Origin of the sequence: Pseudomonas sp. NY15364, from assembly GCF_048068235.1 — a bacterium.
GTDB lineage: Bacteria > Pseudomonadota > Gammaproteobacteria > Pseudomonadales > Pseudomonadaceae > Aquipseudomonas > Aquipseudomonas mendocina_D.
On sequence record NZ_JBLUPX010000008.1, the window covers coordinates 162,314 to 182,012 of the forward strand.

General features: G+C 64.1%; 19 protein-coding genes. 13 read left to right on the forward strand and 6 right to left on the reverse strand.

All coding sequences use genetic code 11. From position 1 onward, the window contains the following. Positions 1-2: 2 nt before the first annotated feature. From ACNFCJ_RS09710 to ACNFCJ_RS09755, 10 genes are all read left to right on the forward strand, one after another. Positions 3-1,433: an alginate O-acetyltransferase gene (locus ACNFCJ_RS09710; protein WP_416771027.1), complete on the forward strand. Its 1,431-nt coding sequence runs from the start codon at positions 3-5 to the stop codon at positions 1,431-1,433. A gap of 10 nt (positions 1,434-1,443) precedes the next feature. Beyond that, positions 1,444-2,517 carry a mannuronate-specific alginate lyase gene (locus ACNFCJ_RS09715; RefSeq protein WP_416771028.1) on the forward strand — a complete coding sequence of 358 codons (1,074 nt, stop codon included), beginning with the start codon at positions 1,444-1,446 and terminating at the stop codon, positions 2,515-2,517. Positions 2,518-2,651: 134 nt separating this feature from the next. Beyond that, entirely contained in the window at positions 2,652-4,103 is a 1,452-nt protein-coding gene (locus ACNFCJ_RS09720) for an MBOAT family O-acyltransferase (RefSeq protein WP_230926781.1), read from the forward strand. A gap of 13 nt (positions 4,104-4,116) precedes the next feature. Beyond that, complete coding sequence (locus ACNFCJ_RS09725; RefSeq protein ID WP_416771030.1) at positions 4,117-5,250, forward strand: alginate O-acetyltransferase; 1,134 nt, start codon at positions 4,117-4,119, stop codon at positions 5,248-5,250. Positions 5,251-5,275: 25 nt separating this feature from the next. Continuing rightward, on the forward strand, positions 5,276-5,923 hold the full coding sequence (locus ACNFCJ_RS09730; RefSeq protein WP_416771032.1) for an alginate O-acetyltransferase AlgF: 648 nt from the start codon (positions 5,276-5,278) through the stop codon (positions 5,921-5,923). A gap of 214 nt (positions 5,924-6,137) precedes the next feature. After that, positions 6,138-7,574: a mannose-1-phosphate guanylyltransferase/mannose-6-phosphate isomerase gene (locus ACNFCJ_RS09735; RefSeq protein WP_106732824.1), complete on the forward strand. Its 1,437-nt coding sequence runs from the start codon at positions 6,138-6,140 to the stop codon at positions 7,572-7,574. A 272-nt stretch (positions 7,575-7,846) separates the two neighbouring features. Beyond that, positions 7,847-8,311: a multidrug transporter gene (locus ACNFCJ_RS09740; protein ID WP_416771033.1), complete on the forward strand. Its 465-nt coding sequence runs from the start codon at positions 7,847-7,849 to the stop codon at positions 8,309-8,311. A gap of 191 nt (positions 8,312-8,502) precedes the next feature. After that, a complete protein-coding gene (locus ACNFCJ_RS09745) occupies positions 8,503-9,333 on the forward strand; it encodes an SDR family oxidoreductase (RefSeq protein ID WP_416771035.1) in 831 nt (276 codons plus the stop codon). Continuing rightward, positions 9,330-9,698, forward strand: a complete 369-nt coding sequence (locus ACNFCJ_RS09750) for a hypothetical protein (RefSeq protein ID WP_125835929.1) — start codon at positions 9,330-9,332, stop codon at positions 9,696-9,698. Before ACNFCJ_RS09745 ends, ACNFCJ_RS09750 begins: the two co-directional genes overlap by 4 nt. 21 nt (positions 9,699-9,719) lie before the next feature. Further along, on the forward strand, positions 9,720-10,880 hold the full coding sequence (locus tag ACNFCJ_RS09755) for an AAA family ATPase (RefSeq protein WP_416771036.1): 1,161 nt from the start codon (positions 9,720-9,722) through the stop codon (positions 10,878-10,880). A gap of 111 nt (positions 10,881-10,991) precedes the next feature. On the opposite strand, the gene trxB is transcribed toward ACNFCJ_RS09755, so the two are convergent. Then, positions 10,992-11,939, reverse strand: coding sequence for a thioredoxin-disulfide reductase (trxB, locus tag ACNFCJ_RS09760; protein WP_416771037.1), 948 nt, complete (start codon positions 11,937-11,939; stop codon positions 10,992-10,994). A gap of 260 nt (positions 11,940-12,199) precedes the next feature. On the opposite strand from trxB, the gene cysZ reads away from it, so the two are divergent. Both cysZ and ACNFCJ_RS09770 read left to right on the forward strand, forming a co-directional pair. After that, on the forward strand, positions 12,200-12,931 hold the full coding sequence (gene cysZ / locus ACNFCJ_RS09765) for a sulfate transporter CysZ (RefSeq protein ID WP_416771039.1): 732 nt from the start codon (positions 12,200-12,202) through the stop codon (positions 12,929-12,931). A 42-nt stretch (positions 12,932-12,973) separates the two neighbouring features. Further along, positions 12,974-14,194: a glycosyltransferase family 4 protein gene (locus ACNFCJ_RS09770; RefSeq protein WP_416771041.1), complete on the forward strand. Its 1,221-nt coding sequence runs from the start codon at positions 12,974-12,976 to the stop codon at positions 14,192-14,194. 126 nt (positions 14,195-14,320) lie between these two features. On the opposite strand, the gene ACNFCJ_RS09775 is transcribed toward ACNFCJ_RS09770, so the two are convergent. The 4 genes from ACNFCJ_RS09775 to rluD all read right to left on the reverse strand — a co-directional run bounded on the left by ACNFCJ_RS09775 (position 14,321) and on the right by rluD (position 17,883). Further along, on the reverse strand, positions 14,321-15,430 hold the full coding sequence (locus ACNFCJ_RS09775) for an NADH:flavin oxidoreductase (protein ID WP_416771043.1): 1,110 nt from the start codon (positions 15,428-15,430) through the stop codon (positions 14,321-14,323). A 27-nt stretch (positions 15,431-15,457) separates the two neighbouring features. Then, positions 15,458-16,048 carry a TetR/AcrR family transcriptional regulator gene (locus ACNFCJ_RS09780; RefSeq protein ID WP_416771044.1) on the reverse strand — a complete coding sequence of 197 codons (591 nt, stop codon included), beginning with the start codon at positions 16,046-16,048 and terminating at the stop codon, positions 15,458-15,460. A 132-nt stretch (positions 16,049-16,180) separates the two neighbouring features. Continuing rightward, the gene (pgeF, locus tag ACNFCJ_RS09785) at positions 16,181-16,912 is read right to left on the reverse strand and encodes a peptidoglycan editing factor PgeF (RefSeq protein WP_416771045.1); all 732 of its coding nucleotides are present in this window, start codon (positions 16,910-16,912) and stop codon (positions 16,181-16,183) included. Then, entirely contained in the window at positions 16,909-17,883 is a 975-nt protein-coding gene (gene rluD / locus ACNFCJ_RS09790; RefSeq protein WP_416771047.1) for a 23S rRNA pseudouridine(1911/1915/1917) synthase RluD, read from the reverse strand. Before rluD ends, pgeF begins: the two co-directional genes overlap by 4 nt. Before the next feature lie 138 nt (positions 17,884-18,021). Here rluD and ACNFCJ_RS09795 point away from each other — a divergent pair, with 138 nt between their 5' ends. After that, entirely contained in the window at positions 18,022-19,014 is a 993-nt protein-coding gene (locus tag ACNFCJ_RS09795; protein ID WP_416771048.1) for an outer membrane protein assembly factor BamD, read from the forward strand. A 42-nt stretch (positions 19,015-19,056) separates the two neighbouring features. Here the strand turns inward: ACNFCJ_RS09795 and ACNFCJ_RS09800 are convergent. Next, a partial coding sequence (locus ACNFCJ_RS09800) for a transposase (RefSeq protein WP_416771050.1) occupies positions 19,057-19,699 on the reverse strand: 643 nt, incomplete at its 5' end.

A 19,699-nucleotide genomic window follows, 5' to 3' on the forward strand; every position in this document is an offset into this window, starting at 1 on the left:
CCATGACTGCATACAAATTCAAGACCCTGGCCCTGGCAGTGACGTGCGCCGCATTCGGCAGCGCACTGCAGGCCGAAGAGCGCCAGGCGCCGCAATACCAGGTGGAAGATTGCTGCTCGCTGTGCCCGGCTGCGCACGATGCCAGCCGTTATACCACCAGCTACATGAAGAACTTCGTCACCCTGATGGACGCCGACGAGGGCTGGCTGTTCCGCAGTGTCGAGGACCTGCGCACCGAGTTCGGCACCACCGAGATCGGCTACCAGCGCCTGAAGGAACTGCGCGACGGTCTCAAGCAGCGCGGCGTGGAACTGGTGGTGGTCTATCAACCGACCCGCGGCCTGGTCAATCGCAGCAAGCTGAGCCCGGCCGACTACCAGCGCTTCGACTACGACAAGGCGCTGCGCAACTACCGCCAGGCACTGACGCGCTTCGAACAGCTGGGTATCTGGGTACCGGACCTGACGCCGCTCACCGACGAGGACAGCGACAAGGAGTTCTACTTCCGCCGCGACCAGCACTGGACGCCCTACGGCGCCGAGCGCACCGCACGTCTGGTGGCCGAGACGGTCAAGCGCATCCCCGGCTTCGAAGATATTGCGCAGAAGGAATTCGTCACCGAGCGCATCGGCCTGATGGGCAAGACTGGCACCATGCAGAACGTCGCCAGCCAGCTGTGCGGTACCGGCTATGCAGTGCAGTACGTCGATCAGTTCGTCACCGAGCCGAAGGATGCCAGCGATGGCGACGCGCTGTTCGGCGACGACAGCAGCCCGAAGATCACCCTGATCGGCACCAGCCACAGCGGCAAGAACTACAACTTCGGCGGCTTCCTCGAAGAGTACCTGGGCACCGACGTGCTCAACGCAGCCTTCCCCGGTGGTGGCCTGGAAGGCGCGATGCTCGAGTATCTGGCCAGCGATGCCTTCCAGAACGACCCACCGAAAATCCTCATCTGGGAGTTTTCGCCGCTCTACGACCTGGCCTCGGACAAGATTCACCGTCAGTTGATGGCCACCCTGAACAACGGCTGCAGCGGCCAGACCGAGCTGCTCGCCAGCGAGAAACGCCTGCATCCGGGCAGCAACGAAATATTGATCAATGGCGAGAACAAGCTGCTGACCCTACCCGGCAACCGCCACCAGCTGGACCTGCGTTTCAGCGACCCGTCGGTCAAGCGCGTCGACGCCACCATCTGGTACCTCAACGGTCGTCGCGAGCAGCTCAAGCTGGAAAAACCCAACACCGTCGATACCGACGGCCGCTTCGCCGTGGAGTTGCGCGACGAGCCGGGCTGGGGTGATCAGAACTTCTTCGCTCTGGAAATCGAGAAGCCCGAAGACAGCGATGACGACCTGAAAGTCCAGGCCAGCCTGTGCCAGCGCCCGAGCGGGGCCAGCCAGCAAGTCGCGCAGCACAGTGCGAACGACTGAGGAGGCAAGCATGCCCAAACGACTCGCTCCCTTCACCCTGATAGCCGTGCTGCTCAGCGGCCCGGCCTTTGCCGAGCTGCACCCGCCGGCGGGCTATTACGCCGCCGTCGGCCAGCGCGACGGCAAGGCGCCCGCCTGCCCTGCGGTGCCAGAGCCATACACCGGTGAGCTGCAGTTCACCAGCAAGTACGCCGGCTCCGACAGCGCGCGCGCCACGCTCAACCGCAAGGCGGAGAAGAACTTCCGCCAGCAGACCGCTCACATCGTCCGCCTGGAAAAGGAAGCCGGGCGGATGATCACCGGCTACATGCGCACGGGTCAGCCTGAGCGCCTGGAATGCGCCATCGAATGGCTGGATCGCTGGGCCAGCGCCGATGCGCTGGAATCCGAGCAGTTCAACCACACCGGCAAGTCGATGCGCAAATGGGCGCTCGGCAGCCTGGCTGGCGCCTGGCTGCGCCTGAAATTCTCCGAGTCGCAGCCGCTGGCGCAATACCCGCAGCAGAGTGCACGCATCGAAGCCTGGTTCACCCGGCTGGCCGAACACACGGTGCGCGAGTGGAGCGATCTGCCGCTACGCAAGATCAACAACCACAGCTACTGGGCCGCCTGGTCGGTGATGGCGGTGGCGGTGATCAGTGATCGTCGCGACCTGTTCGACTGGTCCGTGGGCCAGTTCCGCATCGCTGCCAATCAGGTCGATGACGAAGGCTACCTGGCCAACGAAATGCGCCGCAGCCAGCGCGCCCTGGCCTACCACAACTATGCATTGCCACCGCTGGCGATGATCGCCGCGTTCGCCAAGGCCAACGAGGTGGATCTGCGCGGCGAGAACCACGGCGCGCTGCAGCGCCTGGCCGAACGGGTGCTGCAAGGCGCACGCGACCCGGCCGCATTCGCCCAGCGCACCGGTGCCAAGCAGGACATGAGCGAGCTGCGCAAGGACTTCAAGTACGCCTGGCTGGCGCCCTACTGCAGCCTCTACGCCTGCAATGAGGAAACCCGCGAACTGAACCAGGAGAAGGGGCCGTTCAACAGCTTCCGCCTCGGTGGCGAGGTGACACAGGTATTCGAAAAACCGTAGGAGCGGCTGGGCGGCATTCCGCTTTAGCCGCGATTTTCGCGGATGAATCGGCTCCTACGGGACGTAACAAAACAAACCCTCCGTTCGCGGGGGGAAAGGGGGGCGCTGCCCCGGCTGTTCACGGAGAAGCACGGATGGTCTTTTCATCCAACGTCTTTTTGTTCCTGTTCCTGCCGATTTTTCTCGGCCTCTACTACCTGTGCCCGAATCGCGGGCGCAATCTGCTGATCCTGATCGGCAGCTACACCTTCTACGCCTGGTGGCGGGTGGACTTCCTTCTGCTGTTCGCCGCCGTGACACTGTGGAACTACGTCTTCGCCCTGCGCATTCATGCCCACGCCGGCACCCAGGCGGCGCGCCGCTGGGTGGTGGCCGGGGTCATCGGCAACCTGGCCACGCTGGGTTACTTCAAGTACGCCAACTTCGGCGTGGCCAATATCAATGCGGTGCTCGAGTCGATGGGGATGGAGCCCTTCGTCCTCACGGCGGTGATCCTGCCGATCGGTATCTCCTTCTACATTTTCCAGTCGATCAGCTACCTGATCGACGTGTACCGGCGTGACACCGAACCGACGCACAACCTGATCAACTTCGCCGCCTTCATCGCCCTGTTCCCGCAACTGATCGCCGGCCCCGTGCTGCGCTACAAGGACCTGGCCGACCAGTTCACCGACCGCACCCACAGCATCGACAAGTTCAGCGAAGGCGCCACACGCTTCATGCAGGGCTTCGTCAAGAAGGTGTTCATCGCCGACAGCCTGGCGCCGCTGGTGGACCATTGCTTCGCTCTGGAAAACCCCAGCACCGGCGACGCCTGGCTGGGCATGATCGCCTATACCGCGCAGCTGTACTTCGACTTCTCCGGCTACAGCGACATGGCCATCGGCCTGGGCCTGATGATGGGCTTTCGCTTCATGGAGAACTTCAACCAGCCCTATATCAGCCAGTCGATCACCGAATTCTGGCGGCGCTGGCACATCAGTCTGTCCACCTGGTTGCGCGACTACCTGTACGTGCCGCTGGGCGGCAACCGCCACGGCACCTTCAACACCTACCGCAACCTGTTCCTGACCATGCTGCTGGGCGGTTTCTGGCACGGCGCCAACTGGACCTTCCTGATCTGGGGCGCCTGGCACGGCACCTGGCTGGCCATCGAACGCGCGCTGGGGGTGAAAGCCGCACCGACTGTATTCAACCCGCTGAAATGGGCCTTCACCCTGCTGCTGGTGATGCTCGGCTGGGTGATCTTCCGCGCCGAGAACCTTGAGGTGGCCGGGCGCATGTACGCCGCCCTGTTCAGCTTTGCTGACTGGCACCTGAGCGAGCTGACCCTGGCGCACATCACCGGTTTGCAGATGGCGACTCTGGCGCTGGCCTGGGTGGTGATCGCCGTCAACGGCGCCCGCCAGTTCCTTGCCAGCCGCCATCATGAGCCGGGGCTGACCCTGGCCAGCGCCGGGGTGGCCCTGCAGGCCATCGACCTGCGCATGGTGGCCGTGCGCGGTGCGCTACTGCTGTTGTTCTGCGCCTCGCTGCTCAAGCTCTCGGCGCAGAGCTACTCCCCCTTCCTCTACTTCCAGTTCTGAGCGGAGGCCAAGCATGAATCGCCCCATCAAGACCCTGTACGTCGCGCTGTTCGCCCTGCTGCTGTTGCCGGTCAGCGTGCTTGCCCTGAGCAAGCTCGCCGACTACCAGATGCCGGCGCAGCCGAGCGTGCTCGACGGCGGCCTGGCCGAGAGCATCGAGCGTCACTACGACGAGAACTTCCCGCTCAAGCAGGCCGGCATCAACCTCTGGGCAGCCGTGGAATACCTGGTGTTCGGTGAGGGCCGCAGCGGCCTGGTGATCGGCCAGGACGGCTGGCTGTACTCGGACGAGGAATTCGCTCCGCAGGCCGACGGCCAGCGCCAGATGCGCGACAACCTGGCGTTGATCCGCGGCGTGCAGCGCCAGCTGGAAGAACGCGATATCCAGCTGCTGCTGGCCATCGTCCCGGCCAAGACCCGCCTGTACCCGGAGCACACCGGCAGCCATCGCCCCAGCGCCCTGCAACGCAGCCTGTACCCGCGCTTTCATCGTGCGGTGCGCAGTGCAGGGATCGCCGCACCGGACCTGCTCGCACCGCTGCAGGCAGCCAAGGACGAAGCACCGATGTTCCTGCGCACCGACACGCATTGGACGCCGGAAGGCGCCGATGTCACCGCCAAGGCGCTGAGTGAAGTGGTGCGCAGCGCCATGCAGCTGCGCGGGGAGCCGCAGCAGTTCGTCACCGAAACCGTGGAAACCCGCGCGCACCAGGGCGACCTGACCCGTTTCCTGCCGCTGGCCCCGCTGTTCGAGAGTCTGATGCCGCAGGCCGACCGCCTGCAGCAGCGCGAAACCCACGCCGCCGAAGGTAGCGGCGACGACCTGTTCGGCGACAGCGATCTGCCGGTGACCCTGGTCGGCACCAGCTACAGCGCCAACCCGGCCTGGAACTTCGCCGGCGCCCTGCGTGAGCACCTGCAGCGCGATCTGGCCAATCACGCCGAGGAAGGCGGCGGCCCGCTGGTGCCGATGCTCAAGTACCTGCAGAGCGAGGACTTCGAGAACAACCCACCGCAACTGGTGATCTGGGAGTTCCCCGAGCGCTACCTGCCGATGACCAGCGATTTCACCGATTTCGACCCGCAATGGCTCGCCGCACTCAAAGACGACGGCGAGCGCCAGGGGCTGGCTGCTGCCAGTCACTGATTCATCCCCCAAGGAGGACTATCCGATGAACACTCAAAACACCCTACGCCGCTTCACCCTGGGCGCCTGCGCCCTGGCTCTGGGCCTTGGCATGTTCCAGGCGCAGGCCGATGACGGCGCGCTCTACGGTCCCAAGGCGCCCAAGGGCTCGGCTTTCGTCCGCGCCTACAACGCCAGCAGCGCCGAGCTCGATGTCAGCGTCGGCCAGACCCAGCTCAAGCAGATCTCGCCGCTGGGTTCGAGTGACTTCAAGTTCCTCCCGGCCGGCAGCTACCAGGCTCAGGTCGGTAACGCACAGATGGCGGTGGATCTGCAGGCCGCGCGTTACTACACCCTGGTCAGCCAGACCGGCGCCGAGCCGCGCCTGGTCGAGGAGCCGCCCTTCACCAGCCGCCAGAAAGCGCTGCTGCGTGTCCAGAACCTGACTGACAGCACCCTCAGCCTGAAGACTGCCGACGGCAAGACCGCCGTGGTCGCCGACGTCAAACCCGACGGCCGTGGCGACCGCGAGATCAACCCGGTCAAGGTTGGCCTGGCGCTGTTCGACGGCGAGCGCAAGGTCGCCGACCTGAAACCGGTCACCCTCGGGCGCGGCGAAGTCGTCAGCCTGTTCGTCACTGGCGGTCAGGGCAAGTTGTCGCCGGTATGGGTCAAGCGCCCCATCGACGGTTGAGGAGACTCTGAAATAGCCGTCATTCCCGCGCAGGCGGGAATCCAGAACCTGCGTAGTCCCTGGGCTCCCGCCTTCGCGGGAGTGACGATAAATGGCTTTTTCAGAATTTTCTTAAGGCAGCGAGTTTTTTTAGAACAAGGAAAACGGCGGGTACACGTCGCACCGACACGACACGGGCAAACCACTTGATCAATCGCTCAGGAGAGACACAACCATGACCCCCATCATCCTTTCCGGTGGCAGCGGCTCGCGACTCTGGCCTCTTTCGCGCAAGCTGTATCCCAAGCAGTTCCTCGCCCTGACCGGTGAGCAGACCCTGTTCCAGCAGACCCTTCAGCGCCTTTCCATCGAGGGCATGCAGCCACCCGTGCTGGTGGCCAATCAGGAGCACCGTTTCATCGTGCTCGAGCAGCTGGAGCAGATCGACCTGCAGGCACAAATGCTCCTGCTAGAACCCTTCGGCCGCAACACGGCACCGGCTGTGGCCATGGCGGCCCTGCAACTGATCGCCGAAGGCCGTGACGAGCTGATGCTGGTGCTCCCAGCCGACCATGTGCTGGACGATCAGCAAGCCTTCCGCCAGGCCCTGGCGCTGGCAACCGTGGCCGCCGAGAAAGGCGAGATGGTGCTGTTCGGCGTGCCGGCCGACCGTCCGGAAACCGGCTACGGCTACATCCGCGGCCAGGCCGACGGCACCCTGCCCGACGGCGTGGCGCGTGTGGCCAACTTCGTCGAGAAACCCGACGCCCAGCGCGCCACCGAGTACGTGAAGAGCGGCGATTACTACTGGAACAGCGGCATGTTCCTGTTCCGCGCCAGCCGCTTCCTCGAAGAGCTCAAGCACCATGACGTGGACATCTACGACACCTGCCTGCTGGCGTTGGAACGCAGCCAGCGCGACGGCACGCAGATCGCCATCGACCCGGCTACCTTCGCCTGCTGCCCGGACAACTCCATCGACTACGCGGTGATGGAGAAGACCAGCCGCGCCTGCGTGGTGCCGCTGGCCGCTGGCTGGAACGATGTCGGCAGCTGGTCGTCGATCTGGGAAGTGCACGACAAGGACGACGCCGGTAACGTGACCAAGGGCGACGTGGTGATCGAGGACAGCCGTAACTGCCTGATCCACGGCAATGGCAAGCTGGTCTCGGTGCTCGGCTTGGACGACATAGTCGTGGTGGAAACCAAGGACGCCATGATGGTGGCGCACAAGGACCGCGTGCAGGACGTCAAGAAGCTGGTTGGCAAGCTCGACGAGCAGGGTCGCTGCGAGACCCAGAACCACTGCGAGGTCTACCGCCCTTGGGGCTCGTACGACTCGGTGGACATGGGCGGCCGCTTCCAGGTCAAGCACATCACCGTCAAACCGGGCGCGCAGCTGTCGCTGCAGATGCACCACCACCGTGCCGAGCACTGGATCGTGGTGTCCGGCACCGCCAAGGTGACCTGCGACGATAAAGAGTTCCTGCTCACCGAGAACCAGTCCACCTACATCCCGATGACCTCGGTGCACCGTCTCTCCAACCCGGGCAAGATCCCGCTGGAGATCATCGAAGTGCAGTCCGGCACCTATCTCGGTGAGGACGATATCGAGCGCCTGGAAGATGTATACGGTCGCAGCGATGCAGTAGCCGTCGGCGCCGCACACTGAGCTGTTCGTAGCCCGGATGCAATCCGGGTCGATATCGGCCCCGGATTGCATCCGGGCTACATCCTTGTTCATCCGTGGCATACGTAGTGAGCTCCCCTCTCCCATTCATGGGAGAGGGGTTGGGGGAGAGGGCAGAAGACACCCACGTCACTCGCGGCTATCTCTTCCCCGCCCCCTTTCCCTCACTGTCACACCCTGCGACAGCCCACGCGGTTACCCTGACAAAGCACCTTGTGTAGGATGAACGCAGACTTCGCAAAAAGGCTGCCCTCATGCTGTTCGGTGTCGTACTCGTCATCACCTGGCTGATCCTGCTGATTCGCTATCCAACCAAGGCCCTGCCGGTGTCCATGGCCGCGCTGGTCGGTCTCGGCCTGGTGGCCACCTGGGTGCTCTGGCAGGAAAGCCAGGACGAGCGCAACCTCGCCCATCTCGAATTGCGCCTGAGCTACGACCCGCAGCGCTGCCCCGCCGATCGCCCACTGGCCATCGACCTGAAGAACGGCAGCGACGCCGCCCTGCTGGAGCTGCGCTGGGAAGTCGCCGCCTACCGCCCAGGCAACGCCACCAACCTGGCCCAGCGCCTTTACGAGTCGCCACGCTACAGCGGCCCCGGCGAGCTGCTGCCGGGCGCCAGCTGGAGTGACTGCATGCCCCTGCCCGACCTGCGCAGCGGCTATCGCCCCGCTACGCTGGAGTTTCGCGCCGAGCGCCTGCAAGGCAAATTCATTCGATAACCTGTAGGAGCGAGCTCTGCTCGCGAAGCTTGCGGCGTCATACGCGTTCGCGAGCAGAGCTCGCTCCTACAGCTCGACATCCGTTGCCAGCCCCGTAGGGCGGACTCAGGAGCCTAGGCGAACAGTCCGCCATCACCTCAAGCCAAGCCTGCTAAGCTGCAGCCCCATTCGCGTCTCAGGGAGTCCCGCGCATGCCTCAACCCAGCGTTCTCATCACTGGTTGTTCCAGCGGCATCGGCCGCGCCCTGGCCGACGCCTTCAAGGCGGCTGGCTACGCGGTGTGGGCTACAGCACGCAAGAACGGTGACCTTGCAGCGCTCGAGCAGGCGGGGTTCCACGCAGTGCAACTCGACGTCAACGATGGCGACGCGCTGCAGCAACTAGCCACACGCCTTAGCGAGGAAATCGGCGGCCTCGATGTACTGATCAACAACGCTGGCTATGGCGCCATGGGCCCGCTGCTCGACGGCGGCGTGGAAGCCATGCAGCGCCAGTTTGAAACCAACGTGTTCTCCATCGTCGGCGTGACCCGTGCGTTCTTCCCGCTGCTGCGTCGCAACCGTGGCCTGGTGGTGAATATCGGCAGCGTGTCGTCGGTGCTGGTAACACCCTTCGCTGGCGCCTACTGCGCCTCCAAGGCAGCGGTGCATGCCTTGAGCGACGCCCTGCGCATGGAGCTGGCGCCCTTCTCCATCGAGGTGATGGAAGTGCAGCCAGGCGCCATCGCCTCCAGTTTCGGCGCCAATGCCAGCCAGCAGGCCGAGGCGCTGATCCGCGAGGATTCGCCCTGGTGGCCGCTGCGCGACGGCATCCGCGCCCGCGCCAGGGCCTCACAGGACAACCCGACCCCGGCCAGCGAGTTTGCCGCGCAACTACTGGCCGCGGTGCAGCGCGACACACGCCCACGTCTGTTGCGCCTGGGCAATGGCAGTCGCGCCCTGCCGCTGCTCGCCACACTGTTGCCCAAGGCGCTGCTGGAACGGGTTCTACGCAAACGTTTCGGCCTGGCGCAGCAGCTGTGAGCCAGCGCCTGCCCGTGCGCTACTACGCCGTTGCGGGAGTGATCGCCGCCGTGCTGCTGAACCTGCTGCTGCGCACCTTCGTGCGTCTGGGCGGTGTGTTCACCACCCTGCTGATCGCCGCCGCCATCGCTGCCGGTCTGGCACTGGTGTTTCACTGGCGAACCGGGCGCGCGCCGAGCAACGCCGAGCGCTGGCGCTTCACCCTGCTCTATGGCGGCGTGCTCGGGCTGCTCTATCTGGGCTTGCTGGGCATGATGTACCTGCAGGACACGCCCAGCCCCATGGGCCTGTTTCTGTTCAGCCTGCACTACCTCTGCTACCCGGTGCTGGCCTGGCTGGCGTTTTCGCCACGTTATGGCCGCTGATTCCGCCAGGAAACCATCTGCATGCTGCATACCCTCGCCGTCGCCAACTACCGCTCGATCAACAGCCTGATCCTGCCGCTGGGCCGGCTCAACCTGATCACGGGCGCCAACGGCAGCGGCAAGTCCAACCTCTACCGCGCCCTGCGCCTGCTGGCGGAAACCGCACAAGGTGGCGTGGTCAACGCGCTGGCGCGCGAAGGTGGGCTGGAGTCGAGTTTCTGGGCCGGGCCAGAGAAGATTTCCCGGCGCATGCGCAGCGGCGAGGTGCCCGTACAGGGCGGCCCACGGCAGAACGTGATGCGCCTACGTCTGGGGTTTGCCGGTGATGACTTCGGCTATGCCATCGCCCTGGGTCTACCCGAGCCAAGCAGTTCGGCCTTCGCCCTCGACCCGGAGATCAAGCGTGAATGCATCTGGGCCGGCGCCAGCTATCGCCCCGCCTCGCTGTTGGTGGATCGTGCCGGGCCCATGGTACGCATGCGTGAAGGACGCAGCTGGCAGGTATTGGCCCAGCACGTGCCGAACTACGACAGCCTGTTCGACCAGATCGGCAACGACCCGAATTGCCCGGAAGTCTTCCAGCTACGCGAAACCATCCGCCGCTGGCGCTTCTACGATCACTTTCGCAGCGATGCCGAGGCGCCCGCGCGCCAACCGCAACTGGGCACACGCACGCCAGTGCTGCATCACGATGGCCGCGACCTGGCCGCCGCGCTGCAGACAATCCGCGAGATAGGCGACCGCGCCGCACTGGACGCCGCCATCGACGACGCCTTTCCCGGCAGCCGACTGCATATCGACTTTCAAGCGGGCGGGCGCTTCGCCGTGGAGCTGCGCCAGGAAGGCTTGCTGCGCCCGCTGAGCGCTGCAGAACTGTCCGACGGTACGTTGCGCTACCTACTTCTGGTCGCCGCCCTGCTCACGCCACGGCCGCCTTCATTGATGGTGCTCAACGAGCCGGAAACCAGCCTGCACCCGGATCTTTTGCCGGCACTCGGTCGCCTGATCATCGCCGCCTCAAAGCAGACCCAGGTATGGGTCGTCTCCCACGCCAGCCGCCTGATCGCCACGCTCAAGGAAAGCCCCGACTGCAACACCCTGGAGCTGGACAAGCAGCTCGGTCAGACCTGCATACGCGACCAGGGCATGCTCGACGAGCCGCCCTGGCATTGGCCGGATTGAAACCTGCGGATTGATGCGAACACCCCGTAGGGTGCGCCGTGCGCACCGGCTTCTGATCGCTATCAGCTACGGTCCTGCAAAGCGCGGTGCGCACAGCGCACCCTTGTGTTCTCACAGCCCGTCGAGATAGCGCTCGACATCCAGCGCGGCCATGCAGCCGGCACCGGCCGAAGTGATCGCCTGGCGATAGACCGAGTCGGCCACGTCACCGGCAGCGAACACGCCAGGAATGCTGGTCGCGGTGGCATTGCCCTCGCGCCCGCCATTGACCACCAGATAACCATCCTTCAGCGCCAGCTGGCCCTCGAACAGGCTGGTATTGGGCGTGTGGCCGATGGCAACGAACAGTCCATCCACTTTCAGCTCGCGATAGGCACCGCCGTATTGCTTGAGGCGTACGCCGGTGACACCGCTGGCATCGCCCAGCACTTCGTCGACCTCGGCATTGAGCTGCAGCTCGATCTTGCCCTCGGCGACCCGCTCCTGCAGTTTGTTCTGCAGGATCTTCTCGGCACGAAAGGCGTTGCGGCGATGGATCAACGTGACCTTGCTGGCGATATTGGCCAGGTACAGCGCCTCTTCTACCGCCGTATTGCCGCCGCCAACCACGGCCACCTCACGGCCGCGATAGAAGAAACCATCGCAGGTCGCACAGGCTGATACGCCACGGCCCATGAACGCCTCTTCACTGGGCAGCCCCAGGTAACGCGCGCTGGCACCGGTAGCAATGATCAGCGCGTCGCAGCTATAGGTGCCGCTGTCGCCAACCAGGGTGAAAGGCTTGCCGGCCAGATCCACGGCGTTGATATGGTCGAAAACGATCTCGGTCTCGAAGCGCTCGGCATGCTCCTGCATACGCTGCATCAGCGCGGGGCCGGTCAAGCCATTCGGGTCACCCGGCCAGTTGTCCACTTCGGTGGTGGTGGTCAGCTGGCCACCGGCCTGGATACCGGTGATCAGCAGCGGTTTCAGATTGGCGCGCGCGGCATAGACGGCAGCGCTATAACCGGCAGGGCCGGAACCCAGAATGATGACGCGGGCATGACGAACGGCAGACATCACTAACTCCTTGCAAGCCCACAGGGCCGGCAGGCCAGAATAAAAAGGGACTCTCGAAGCACTAGGGGAAGGCTTGGAAGGATGAGAGCCCCGCAAAAGCGAAACTGTGCGCAAGGCTATCCAGGCCGCCGGGCCAGCGGAAATATCCATTACCAATCCCGCGAATAGAATCCGACTATGGCTGCCAGGCACCCGTCTGAACTTTCGCCTCGGCGGCGAAGTCGGTATGGTCGCGCGCATCAACCACTCAGGAGACCGCCATGCCTGCCGCTCCCGTCCTGTCCGGCCCGCAATACCTGCGAGAGGGCCTGAAACTGGTCCTCAGCCCCGGCCTGCGCCTTTTCGTGCTGCTGCCGCTGGCGGTCAATCTGATTCTGTTCGTCACCATGATCAGCTTTGCCGTGCAGCAGTTCAGCGGTTGGGTCGACACCTTCATGCCCACCCTGCCGAGCTGGCTGAGCTTTCTGCAGTACATCCTCTGGCCGCTATTCGTGGTGCTGGTACTGCTGATGGTGTTCTTCACTTTCACCCTGCTGGCCAACATCATCGCTGCACCGTTCAACGGTTTTCTCGCGGAAAAGGTCGAAGTAGTGGCGCGCGGTGAGGATCACTTCCCGCCGTTCAGTTGGGGCGAGCTGGCGGCCATGGTGCCGCGCACCATGGGCCGCGAGTTACGCAAGCTGGGTTACTTCCTGCCGCGCGCCATCGGTCTGCTGATCCTCAGCTTCATCCCGGTGGTGAACCTGGTCGCCGCGCCGCTGTGGCTGCTGTTCGGCGTATGGATGATGGCCGTGCAGTACATTGACTACCCGGCCGACAACAACAAGATGAGCTGGCAGGACATGCTCGCCTGGCTGCGCGAGAAACGCTGGCAGAGCCTGAGCTTCGGCGGCATCACCTACGCCGCACTGCTGGTGCCGGGGCTGAATATCCTGATGATGCCAGCTGCCGTGGCTGGGGCGACCTTGTTCTGGGTACGCGAGCGCAGCTAACCGTCCATCACAAAAGCGCAAACAAACCGTCACAGTCATTACATGGCACAGGCAGAGACTGCGTATATGAACGCACCGTCTCTACATATCGCGCTGATCAGCGAAACCTTCCCGCCGGAAATCAACGGCGTGGCCAACACCCTCGGTCGCCTGGTCGACGGCCTGCGTGGCCGTGGCCACCGCGTGCAACTGATACGGCCGCGCCAGGACATCGACCACACGCAGGACGCCGACGGTGACCTGCTGCTGACCCGCGGCTGGCCGCTACCCGGCTACCCCGGCCTGCAATGGGGCCAGTCGTCGCTGCACAAGCTGCTCAGGCGCTGGGAGCGGCAACGCCCGGACGTGCTTTACATCGCCACCGAAGGCCCGCTGGGGCTTTCTGCACTGCGCGCGGCCAGGCGCCTGGCGATCCCGGTGGTCAGCGGTTTTCACACCAACTTCCAGCAGTACACCGGGCACTACGGCATCGGCCTGCTGACCCGGGCGATGACCAACTACCTGCGCTGGTTCCACAACCGCACGCAACTGACGCTGGTGCCGAGCATTGGCCAGAAGGTCGACCTCGAACGCCGTGACTTCGAACGCCTGGCCCTGCTCGCCCGCGGTGTCGACAGCCAGCTGTTCCATCCGCGCCGGCGCAGCGACGCCCTGCGCGAAAGCTGGGGCCTGGGGCCGGATGATCTGGCCGTGCTGCATGTCGGACGCCTGGCTGCAGAGAAGAATCTCGGCTTGCTGGTCAAGGCCTTCAAAGCCTTGCAGCAGGCTCACCCACAACGCTGTATGCGCCTGATTCTGGTGGGGGACGGACCACTGCGCGCCAGCCTGCAGGCACAGCTGCCGGAGGCGCTTTTCTGCGGTCTGCAGCGCGGTGAAACGCTGGCCGAGCACTACGCGTCAGGTGACCTGTTTCTGTTTCCCAGCCTGTCGGAAACCTTCGGCAACGTGGTGCTGGAGGCCCTGGCCTCGAGCCTCGGCGTGGTGGCGTTCGACCAAGCAGCGGCCGCCCAACATATCCATCACGGCCACAACGGCGTGCTCGCCCGTCCCGGTGACGAGGCAGGCTTCTGCGAAGCCGCCTGTGAATTACTGGGTGATGCGGAGGTACTGCGGCATATCCGCCTCAACGCCCGCCGACATGCCAGCCATCTGAGCTGGGACGACATCATCGCGTTGTTCGAACAGCACCTGCGCAGCGCCATGCAACCTCAGGTCAGCGTTGAAGCAGCGCTTGCCGGTAGGGCGGGTGAAACCCGCCATTGAGACAATCTGGCGAGTTGCACCCGCCCTACGTGATCACATCCACTCAAAACACGCAGGCGTAAAAAAGCCCCGATGTGCCGGGGCTGAAAACGGGGCGCCGGATCGCGACGCCCGATAGAAACGGACTCAGACCAGCGTGGTCAACGCATCGCGGCTGAACGGCAGGATGTCGTGCTCGCGGCCTTCACGCACCTTCAGCGCCCAATCCGGATCGACCAGCAACGCGCGGCCCACGGCGACCAGATCGAACTCCTCCTTGTTCAGGCGCTCGAGCAGATTCTCCAGGCTGGCCGGCTCGGCCACCTTGTCGGTCTTGACCATAAACTGCAGGAACTCGCCATCCAGGCCGACGCTGCCGACGGTGATGGTCGGCTTGCCGGTGAGCTTGCGCGTCCAGCCGGCCAGGTTGAGGTCGCTGCCTTCGAACTCCGGCTCCCAGAAGCGGCGGGTCGAGCAATGGAAGATATCCACGCCAGCGTCGGACAGCGGCTTGAGGAAGGCCTCCAGCTGCTCCGGGGTTTGCACTAGGCGCGCGGTGTAATCCTGCTGCTTCCACTGCGAGTAACGCAGGATGATCGGGAAGTCCGGGCCGACTGCGGCGCGCACAGCCTGGATCAGCTCGATGGCGAAACGCGAACGCGCTGCCAGGTCGCCACCGTACTGGTCAGTGCGCTGGTTGCTGCCTTCCCAGAAGAACTGGTCGATCAGGTAGCCATGGGCACCGTGGATCTCCACACCGTCCATGCCGATGGCCTTGGCATCGCGCGCGGCCTGGGCGAAGGCGGCGATCACCTCATCGATATCGGCCTGGGTCATGCCATGCACGACCACCTGGCCGTCCTTGACCTTCTCCATCGGGCCAAAGCCAGGAACGCTGGCATCCGGCTCGGTGCCCAACTTGCGCACGTTACCCACGTGCCAGAGCTGCGGGACGATCTTGCCGCCTTCGGCGTGCACCGCGTCGACCACCTGCTTCCAGCCGGCCAGGGCGTCTTCGCCGTAGAAACGCGGCACGTTCGGGTAGCCGTTGGCCGCCTTGTGCCCGACCGTGGTGCCTTCGGTGACGATCAGCCCCACGCCCGCAGCCGCACGGCGACGGTAGTACTCGATGACCTTGGCGTTGGGCACGCCACCGGGTGAGAAGGAACGGGTCATCGGCGCCATGACCACACGGGTCGGCAGCTCCAGGTTACCGAGGCGGAACGGGGCGAACAGGGCTTGAACGGGTGCGTTCATCATCTTTCCTCTGGGGTTGAACGGTAATCAGGCCTGCAGCAAACGCTCCAGGCGGGTGACGAAAGCTTCCAGCGGCTGCAGGCTGCGGCCCACCTTGAGGCGGGCGAGCACGCCCTGCCAGGCGTCGCTGATGAAGGTGGCGAGGTTGCCGCAGTCCTCGTCGGCCGGCAGTTCACCGGCGGCCTGCGCCTGCTCCAGGCAGTCGCGCAGAATGTCCACAGACGCCTGCTGAATGGCCGCGACCTCGGCGCCGATCGCCGGCAGCATCTCGCTCATCTCGAAACTCAGGCTACCGATGAAGCAGTGGTACTGCGGCGTCTCCTGCCGGGCGAAGTGCGCCAGCAGGTCACGGTAATAAGCGAGGATGCGTGCACGCGGGCTCAGCGCCGGATCATTCAGTGCCTGGGCATAGCGCGCCAGCCGCGGCCGATAGATGAAGGCCAGCGCCTGCAGGGCGAAGTCTTCCTTGCTGGCGAAGTAGTGATAGAAGCTGCCCTTGGGAATCCCGGCCGCCTGGACGATCTCCAGAACACCGGTGCCGTGGTAGCCGCGACGCGTCATCACCGCCGAGCCTTTGCTCAGGATCAGGTCGCGCTTGTCGAGTCGAATGCTGTTCATGGCGCCGAGCATATGACCGGTCGTCTCGCTCAGCACAGCACTATTGATATTGGTGATTGAGGACTAGAAAACGTAGGACGGGTGCAACCCGTCGCTAGCCGGTCAGGCGGGTTGCACCCGCCCTACTCAAGCTCAGGACTGCAGCCAGATCAGCGAGGCGAAACGCCCGGTGCGGGCACTGCGGCGATAGGAGTAGAAACGCGGGTCGTTGTAGGTACACAGTCCGCCGCCGCTGACCGAGGTCACGCCGATGGCAGCCAGGCGAATGCGCGCCAACTGGTAGATATCGGCCATGAACTTGCCGGCGTTGACGCTAGGCACGAATGCATCGGCAGCCTCGGCATGCTGTTGCACGAAGGTCTCGCGCACCTCGCTACCCACTTCGAAAGCCGCCGGGCCGATGGCCGGGCCGAGCCAGACCAGCAGCTCTTGCGGTGCAACGCTCAACGCCTTGACGGTCGCCTCAAGCACACCACCGGCCAGCCCACGCCAACCTGCATGGGCCGCTGCCACGCGGGTACCGGCGCGATCGCAGAACAACGCTGGCAGGCAATCGGCGGTCATCGCCGTGCAGGCGACACCCGGCGTGGTCGTCCAGTTGCCATCGGCTTCGATGACCGTCGCCGGATCGGCTTCGGCCACCACGATGCCATGCACCTGGCGCAGCCAGGCAGGTTGGCAGCCGAGCATATCGACCAGATGCTGACGGTTGCTCGCCACCGCAGCAGGATCGTCCTCGACATGGTCGCCCAGGTTAAAGGTATCGAACGGCGCCGCACTGACGCCGCCGCCACGGGTGGTGACGCAAGCACGTACATTGACGGGCGCAGGCCAGTCGGGCGTCAGCCAGTCGTGGACGCTCACCCGACGAACGCCTCACGATCCTGACGCAGCAGGGTAAGCAGCCAGACCAGATCATCCGGCAGCGCCGACTCCCACTTCATGCGCTTGCCAGTAGCCGGGTGATCCAGTTCGAGAAAACGCGCATGCAACGCCTGACGCGGAAACTCCTTGAGGCTCTGCACCAGGGTCGGACTGGCCGCCGGCGGAATACGGAAACGCCCGGCGTAGACCGGATCGCCCACCAGCGGGTAGCCAACATGGCTCATGTGCACACGAATCTGGTGGGTACGTCCGGTTTCCAGCTTGACCCGCACATGGGTGTGTGAACGGTAGCGCTCGAGCACACGGTAGTGACTGATCGCCGGCTTGCCGCCGTCGGTCACCGCCATGCGCTGACGCTGGCTGGAGCTGCGCCCAATCGGCGCATCGATGGTGCCGCCAGCGGTGATCACACCGATGCTGATGCATTCATAGATGCGGCTGACAGTGCGCTTCTGCAACTGCTCGACCAGATTGGTCTGCGCCTGCAGGGTCTTGGCCACCACCATCAGGCCGGTGGTGTCCTTGTCCAGACGATGGACGATGCCGGCGCGCGGCACATTGACGATATCCGGGACGTGGTGCAGCAGGGCATTGAGCAGGGTGCCGTCGGCATGCCCGGCAGCCGGGTGCACGACCAGTCCGGCCGGTTTGTCGATCACCAGCAGGTGTTCGTCTTCATAGACGATGTTCAGTTCGATGTCCTGCGCGATCCACTCGCCCTGCGCTTCCTGTTCAGCATCCAGGACCAGCGTCGAGCCAGCATGCACGGTGTCACGCGGGCGCGCCACTGCGCCATCGACGGTCAGGCGACCTTCCTTGATCCAGGAGGAAAGGCGCGAACGGGAGAACTCGCCAAACAGCTGCGCAGCCACCTGGTCGAGGCGTTGACCGCCCTGTTCAAAGGGGACGACGGCCTGGAGTTGAATCAGCTGCTTGTTTATAGAAGTCATCTTCGGCAACGGCGGGAGCCTGGCCTTTGGTTTCGGCGACAGGCTTGTGGTTAAATACGGCGTCTTTGCCCCAGGGGTTTCCGGGGGCGCTCATCATAACAGGACGGCCGCGCGGCCGTCACAGGGACGCAAGCCGCCATGCAAGTGAAACACCTGCTGCTGATCGCCATCCTCGCCCTTACCGCCGCCTGCTCTTCCAAGCAGCCGGAGGTCGATGAAAACCTCAGCGAGGTGGAGCTGTACCAGCAGGCCCAGGCCGACCTGGACAACCGCAGCTACACCCAGGCCATCGCCAAACTGAAGGCGCTGGAGTCGCGCTATCCGTTCGGGCGCTACGCCGAGCAGGCGCAGCTGGAACTGATCTACGCCTACTACAAGAATGCCGAGCCGGAAGCTGCGAAGTCCTCCGCCGAGCGCTTCATCCGCCTGCACCCGCAGCACGCCAACGTCGACTACGCCTACTACCTCAAGGGCCTGGCCTCGTTCGACCAGGACCGCGGTCTCCTGGCCCGCTTCCTGCCGCTGGACATGACCAAGCGCGACCCGGGCGCCGCGCGCGACTCCTATAACGAGTTCGCGCAGCTCACCAGCCGCTACCCGACCAGCCGCTACGCCCCGGACGCCAAACAGCGCATGATCTACCTGCGCAACCTGCTGGCCGCCTATGAGATCCACGTAGCCCACTACTACCTGACCCGCCAAGCCTATGTAGCTGCCGGCAACCGTGGCCGCTATGTGGTGGAAAACTTCCAGGAAACCCCGTCGGTCGGTGATGGCCTGGCGATCATGACCGAAGCGTATCAGCGTCTGTCCCTGGACGACCTGGCTGCCACCAGCCTGGAAGCCCTCAAGCTCAACTACCCTGACCATCCGAGCCTGGAAAGCGGCGAGTTCGTCCCGCTCGAAGAAGAAGCCGACAACCGCTCCTGGCTGGCCAAGGCCACCCTGGGCCTGATCGAAACCGACACGCCGCTGCCGCCGGGCGAAACCCGCGCCAGCCAGGACGTGATTCGCCAGTACGAAGACGCCGAGCAACAAATCCCGTCCGAACTGCAGCAGGACGCCAAGACCGGCGAAACCGCCAAGAAGCGTTCGATCTGGAGCTACCTGACCTTCGGTCTGTTCGACTGATCGATGCACGACAGAACAAGGGAGGCCTCGGCCTAATGCCAGTCAGTTAAGCTGACTGGCATTTTTATTTCTGGTCGGATACTTGGACGGCTTGGGTTTGACCGCTCGCGGATAACTGCGATCCTCACGGCGATGAGGTAGGACGTAGTGCATGGCCGAGGCCTGTAGTTCGGCCAGGTAGCGAGGGATATTGCCTGGATGATTCAAAGAGACCCCGTTCAAGAAGCCCAGAATCGCCCAGGTGCAAGCGGTGAAACTCATTTCGCAGGGGTAGATGCCAGGGCAGTGGCGGCTCATTTCCAACATTTGATAACGCAGCAGGTTGTACCCTAGCAGTACGCCCCACAGTTCTTGTTCAATCATCTCCGGTGTTTTACTGCGCAGTGTGTAGTGCCCCGCGAGCATGCCTTGCTTCATTTCTCGATAGCCCAGTTCGATTTCCCAACGCTGACTGTACAGATCCACGATTTCGTCTGGAGGGAAGCGCAGAGGATCGATCATTGAGGTCAGTACCTGCCGCACTTTGCCCTTGATGGTCTTGCTTAATAACCGAGCCTGTAGCGTGTCTGGCAGGTCGGGCCATTGTTTACGCGCCTGCGGCGAGGTCTTTAGCGAGACGATGGCATCGTGGCGCCCTAACTTACGCAGCACCTCGTATTGAGCATCCTTGCGCAGCGGCAGTAAC

What these genes read in the sequence shown, in the direction of transcription:
- ACNFCJ_RS09710 (WP_416771027.1), top strand. Translation starts at nt 3, where the DNA reads ATGACTGCATACAAATTCAAGACCCTGGCCCTGGCAGTGACGTGCGCC.
- ACNFCJ_RS09715 (WP_416771028.1), top strand. Translation starts at nt 1,444, where the DNA reads ATGCCCAAACGACTCGCTCCCTTCACCCTGATAGCCGTGCTGCTCAGC.
- ACNFCJ_RS09720 (WP_230926781.1), top strand. Translation starts at nt 2,652, where the DNA reads ATGGTCTTTTCATCCAACGTCTTTTTGTTCCTGTTCCTGCCGATTTTT.
- ACNFCJ_RS09725 (WP_416771030.1), top strand. Translation starts at nt 4,117, where the DNA reads ATGAATCGCCCCATCAAGACCCTGTACGTCGCGCTGTTCGCCCTGCTG.
- ACNFCJ_RS09730 (WP_416771032.1), top strand. Translation starts at nt 5,276, where the DNA reads ATGAACACTCAAAACACCCTACGCCGCTTCACCCTGGGCGCCTGCGCC.
- ACNFCJ_RS09735 (WP_106732824.1), top strand. Translation starts at nt 6,138, where the DNA reads ATGACCCCCATCATCCTTTCCGGTGGCAGCGGCTCGCGACTCTGGCCT.
- ACNFCJ_RS09740 (WP_416771033.1), top strand. Translation starts at nt 7,847, where the DNA reads ATGCTGTTCGGTGTCGTACTCGTCATCACCTGGCTGATCCTGCTGATT.
- ACNFCJ_RS09745 (WP_416771035.1), top strand. Translation starts at nt 8,503, where the DNA reads ATGCCTCAACCCAGCGTTCTCATCACTGGTTGTTCCAGCGGCATCGGC.
- ACNFCJ_RS09755 (WP_416771036.1), top strand. Translation starts at nt 9,720, where the DNA reads ATGCTGCATACCCTCGCCGTCGCCAACTACCGCTCGATCAACAGCCTG.
- trxB (WP_416771037.1), bottom strand. Translation starts at nt 11,939, where the DNA reads ATGTCTGCCGTTCGTCATGCCCGCGTCATCATTCTGGGTTCCGGCCCT.
- cysZ (WP_416771039.1), top strand. Translation starts at nt 12,200, where the DNA reads ATGCCTGCCGCTCCCGTCCTGTCCGGCCCGCAATACCTGCGAGAGGGC.
- ACNFCJ_RS09770 (WP_416771041.1), top strand. Translation starts at nt 12,974, where the DNA reads ATGGCACAGGCAGAGACTGCGTATATGAACGCACCGTCTCTACATATC.
- ACNFCJ_RS09775 (WP_416771043.1), bottom strand. Translation starts at nt 15,430, where the DNA reads ATGAACGCACCCGTTCAAGCCCTGTTCGCCCCGTTCCGCCTCGGTAAC.
- ACNFCJ_RS09780 (WP_416771044.1), bottom strand. Translation starts at nt 16,048, where the DNA reads ATGAACAGCATTCGACTCGACAAGCGCGACCTGATCCTGAGCAAAGGC.
- rluD (WP_416771047.1), bottom strand. Translation starts at nt 17,883, where the DNA reads ATGACTTCTATAAACAAGCAGCTGATTCAACTCCAGGCCGTCGTCCCC.
- ACNFCJ_RS09795 (WP_416771048.1), top strand. Translation starts at nt 18,022, where the DNA reads ATGCAAGTGAAACACCTGCTGCTGATCGCCATCCTCGCCCTTACCGCC.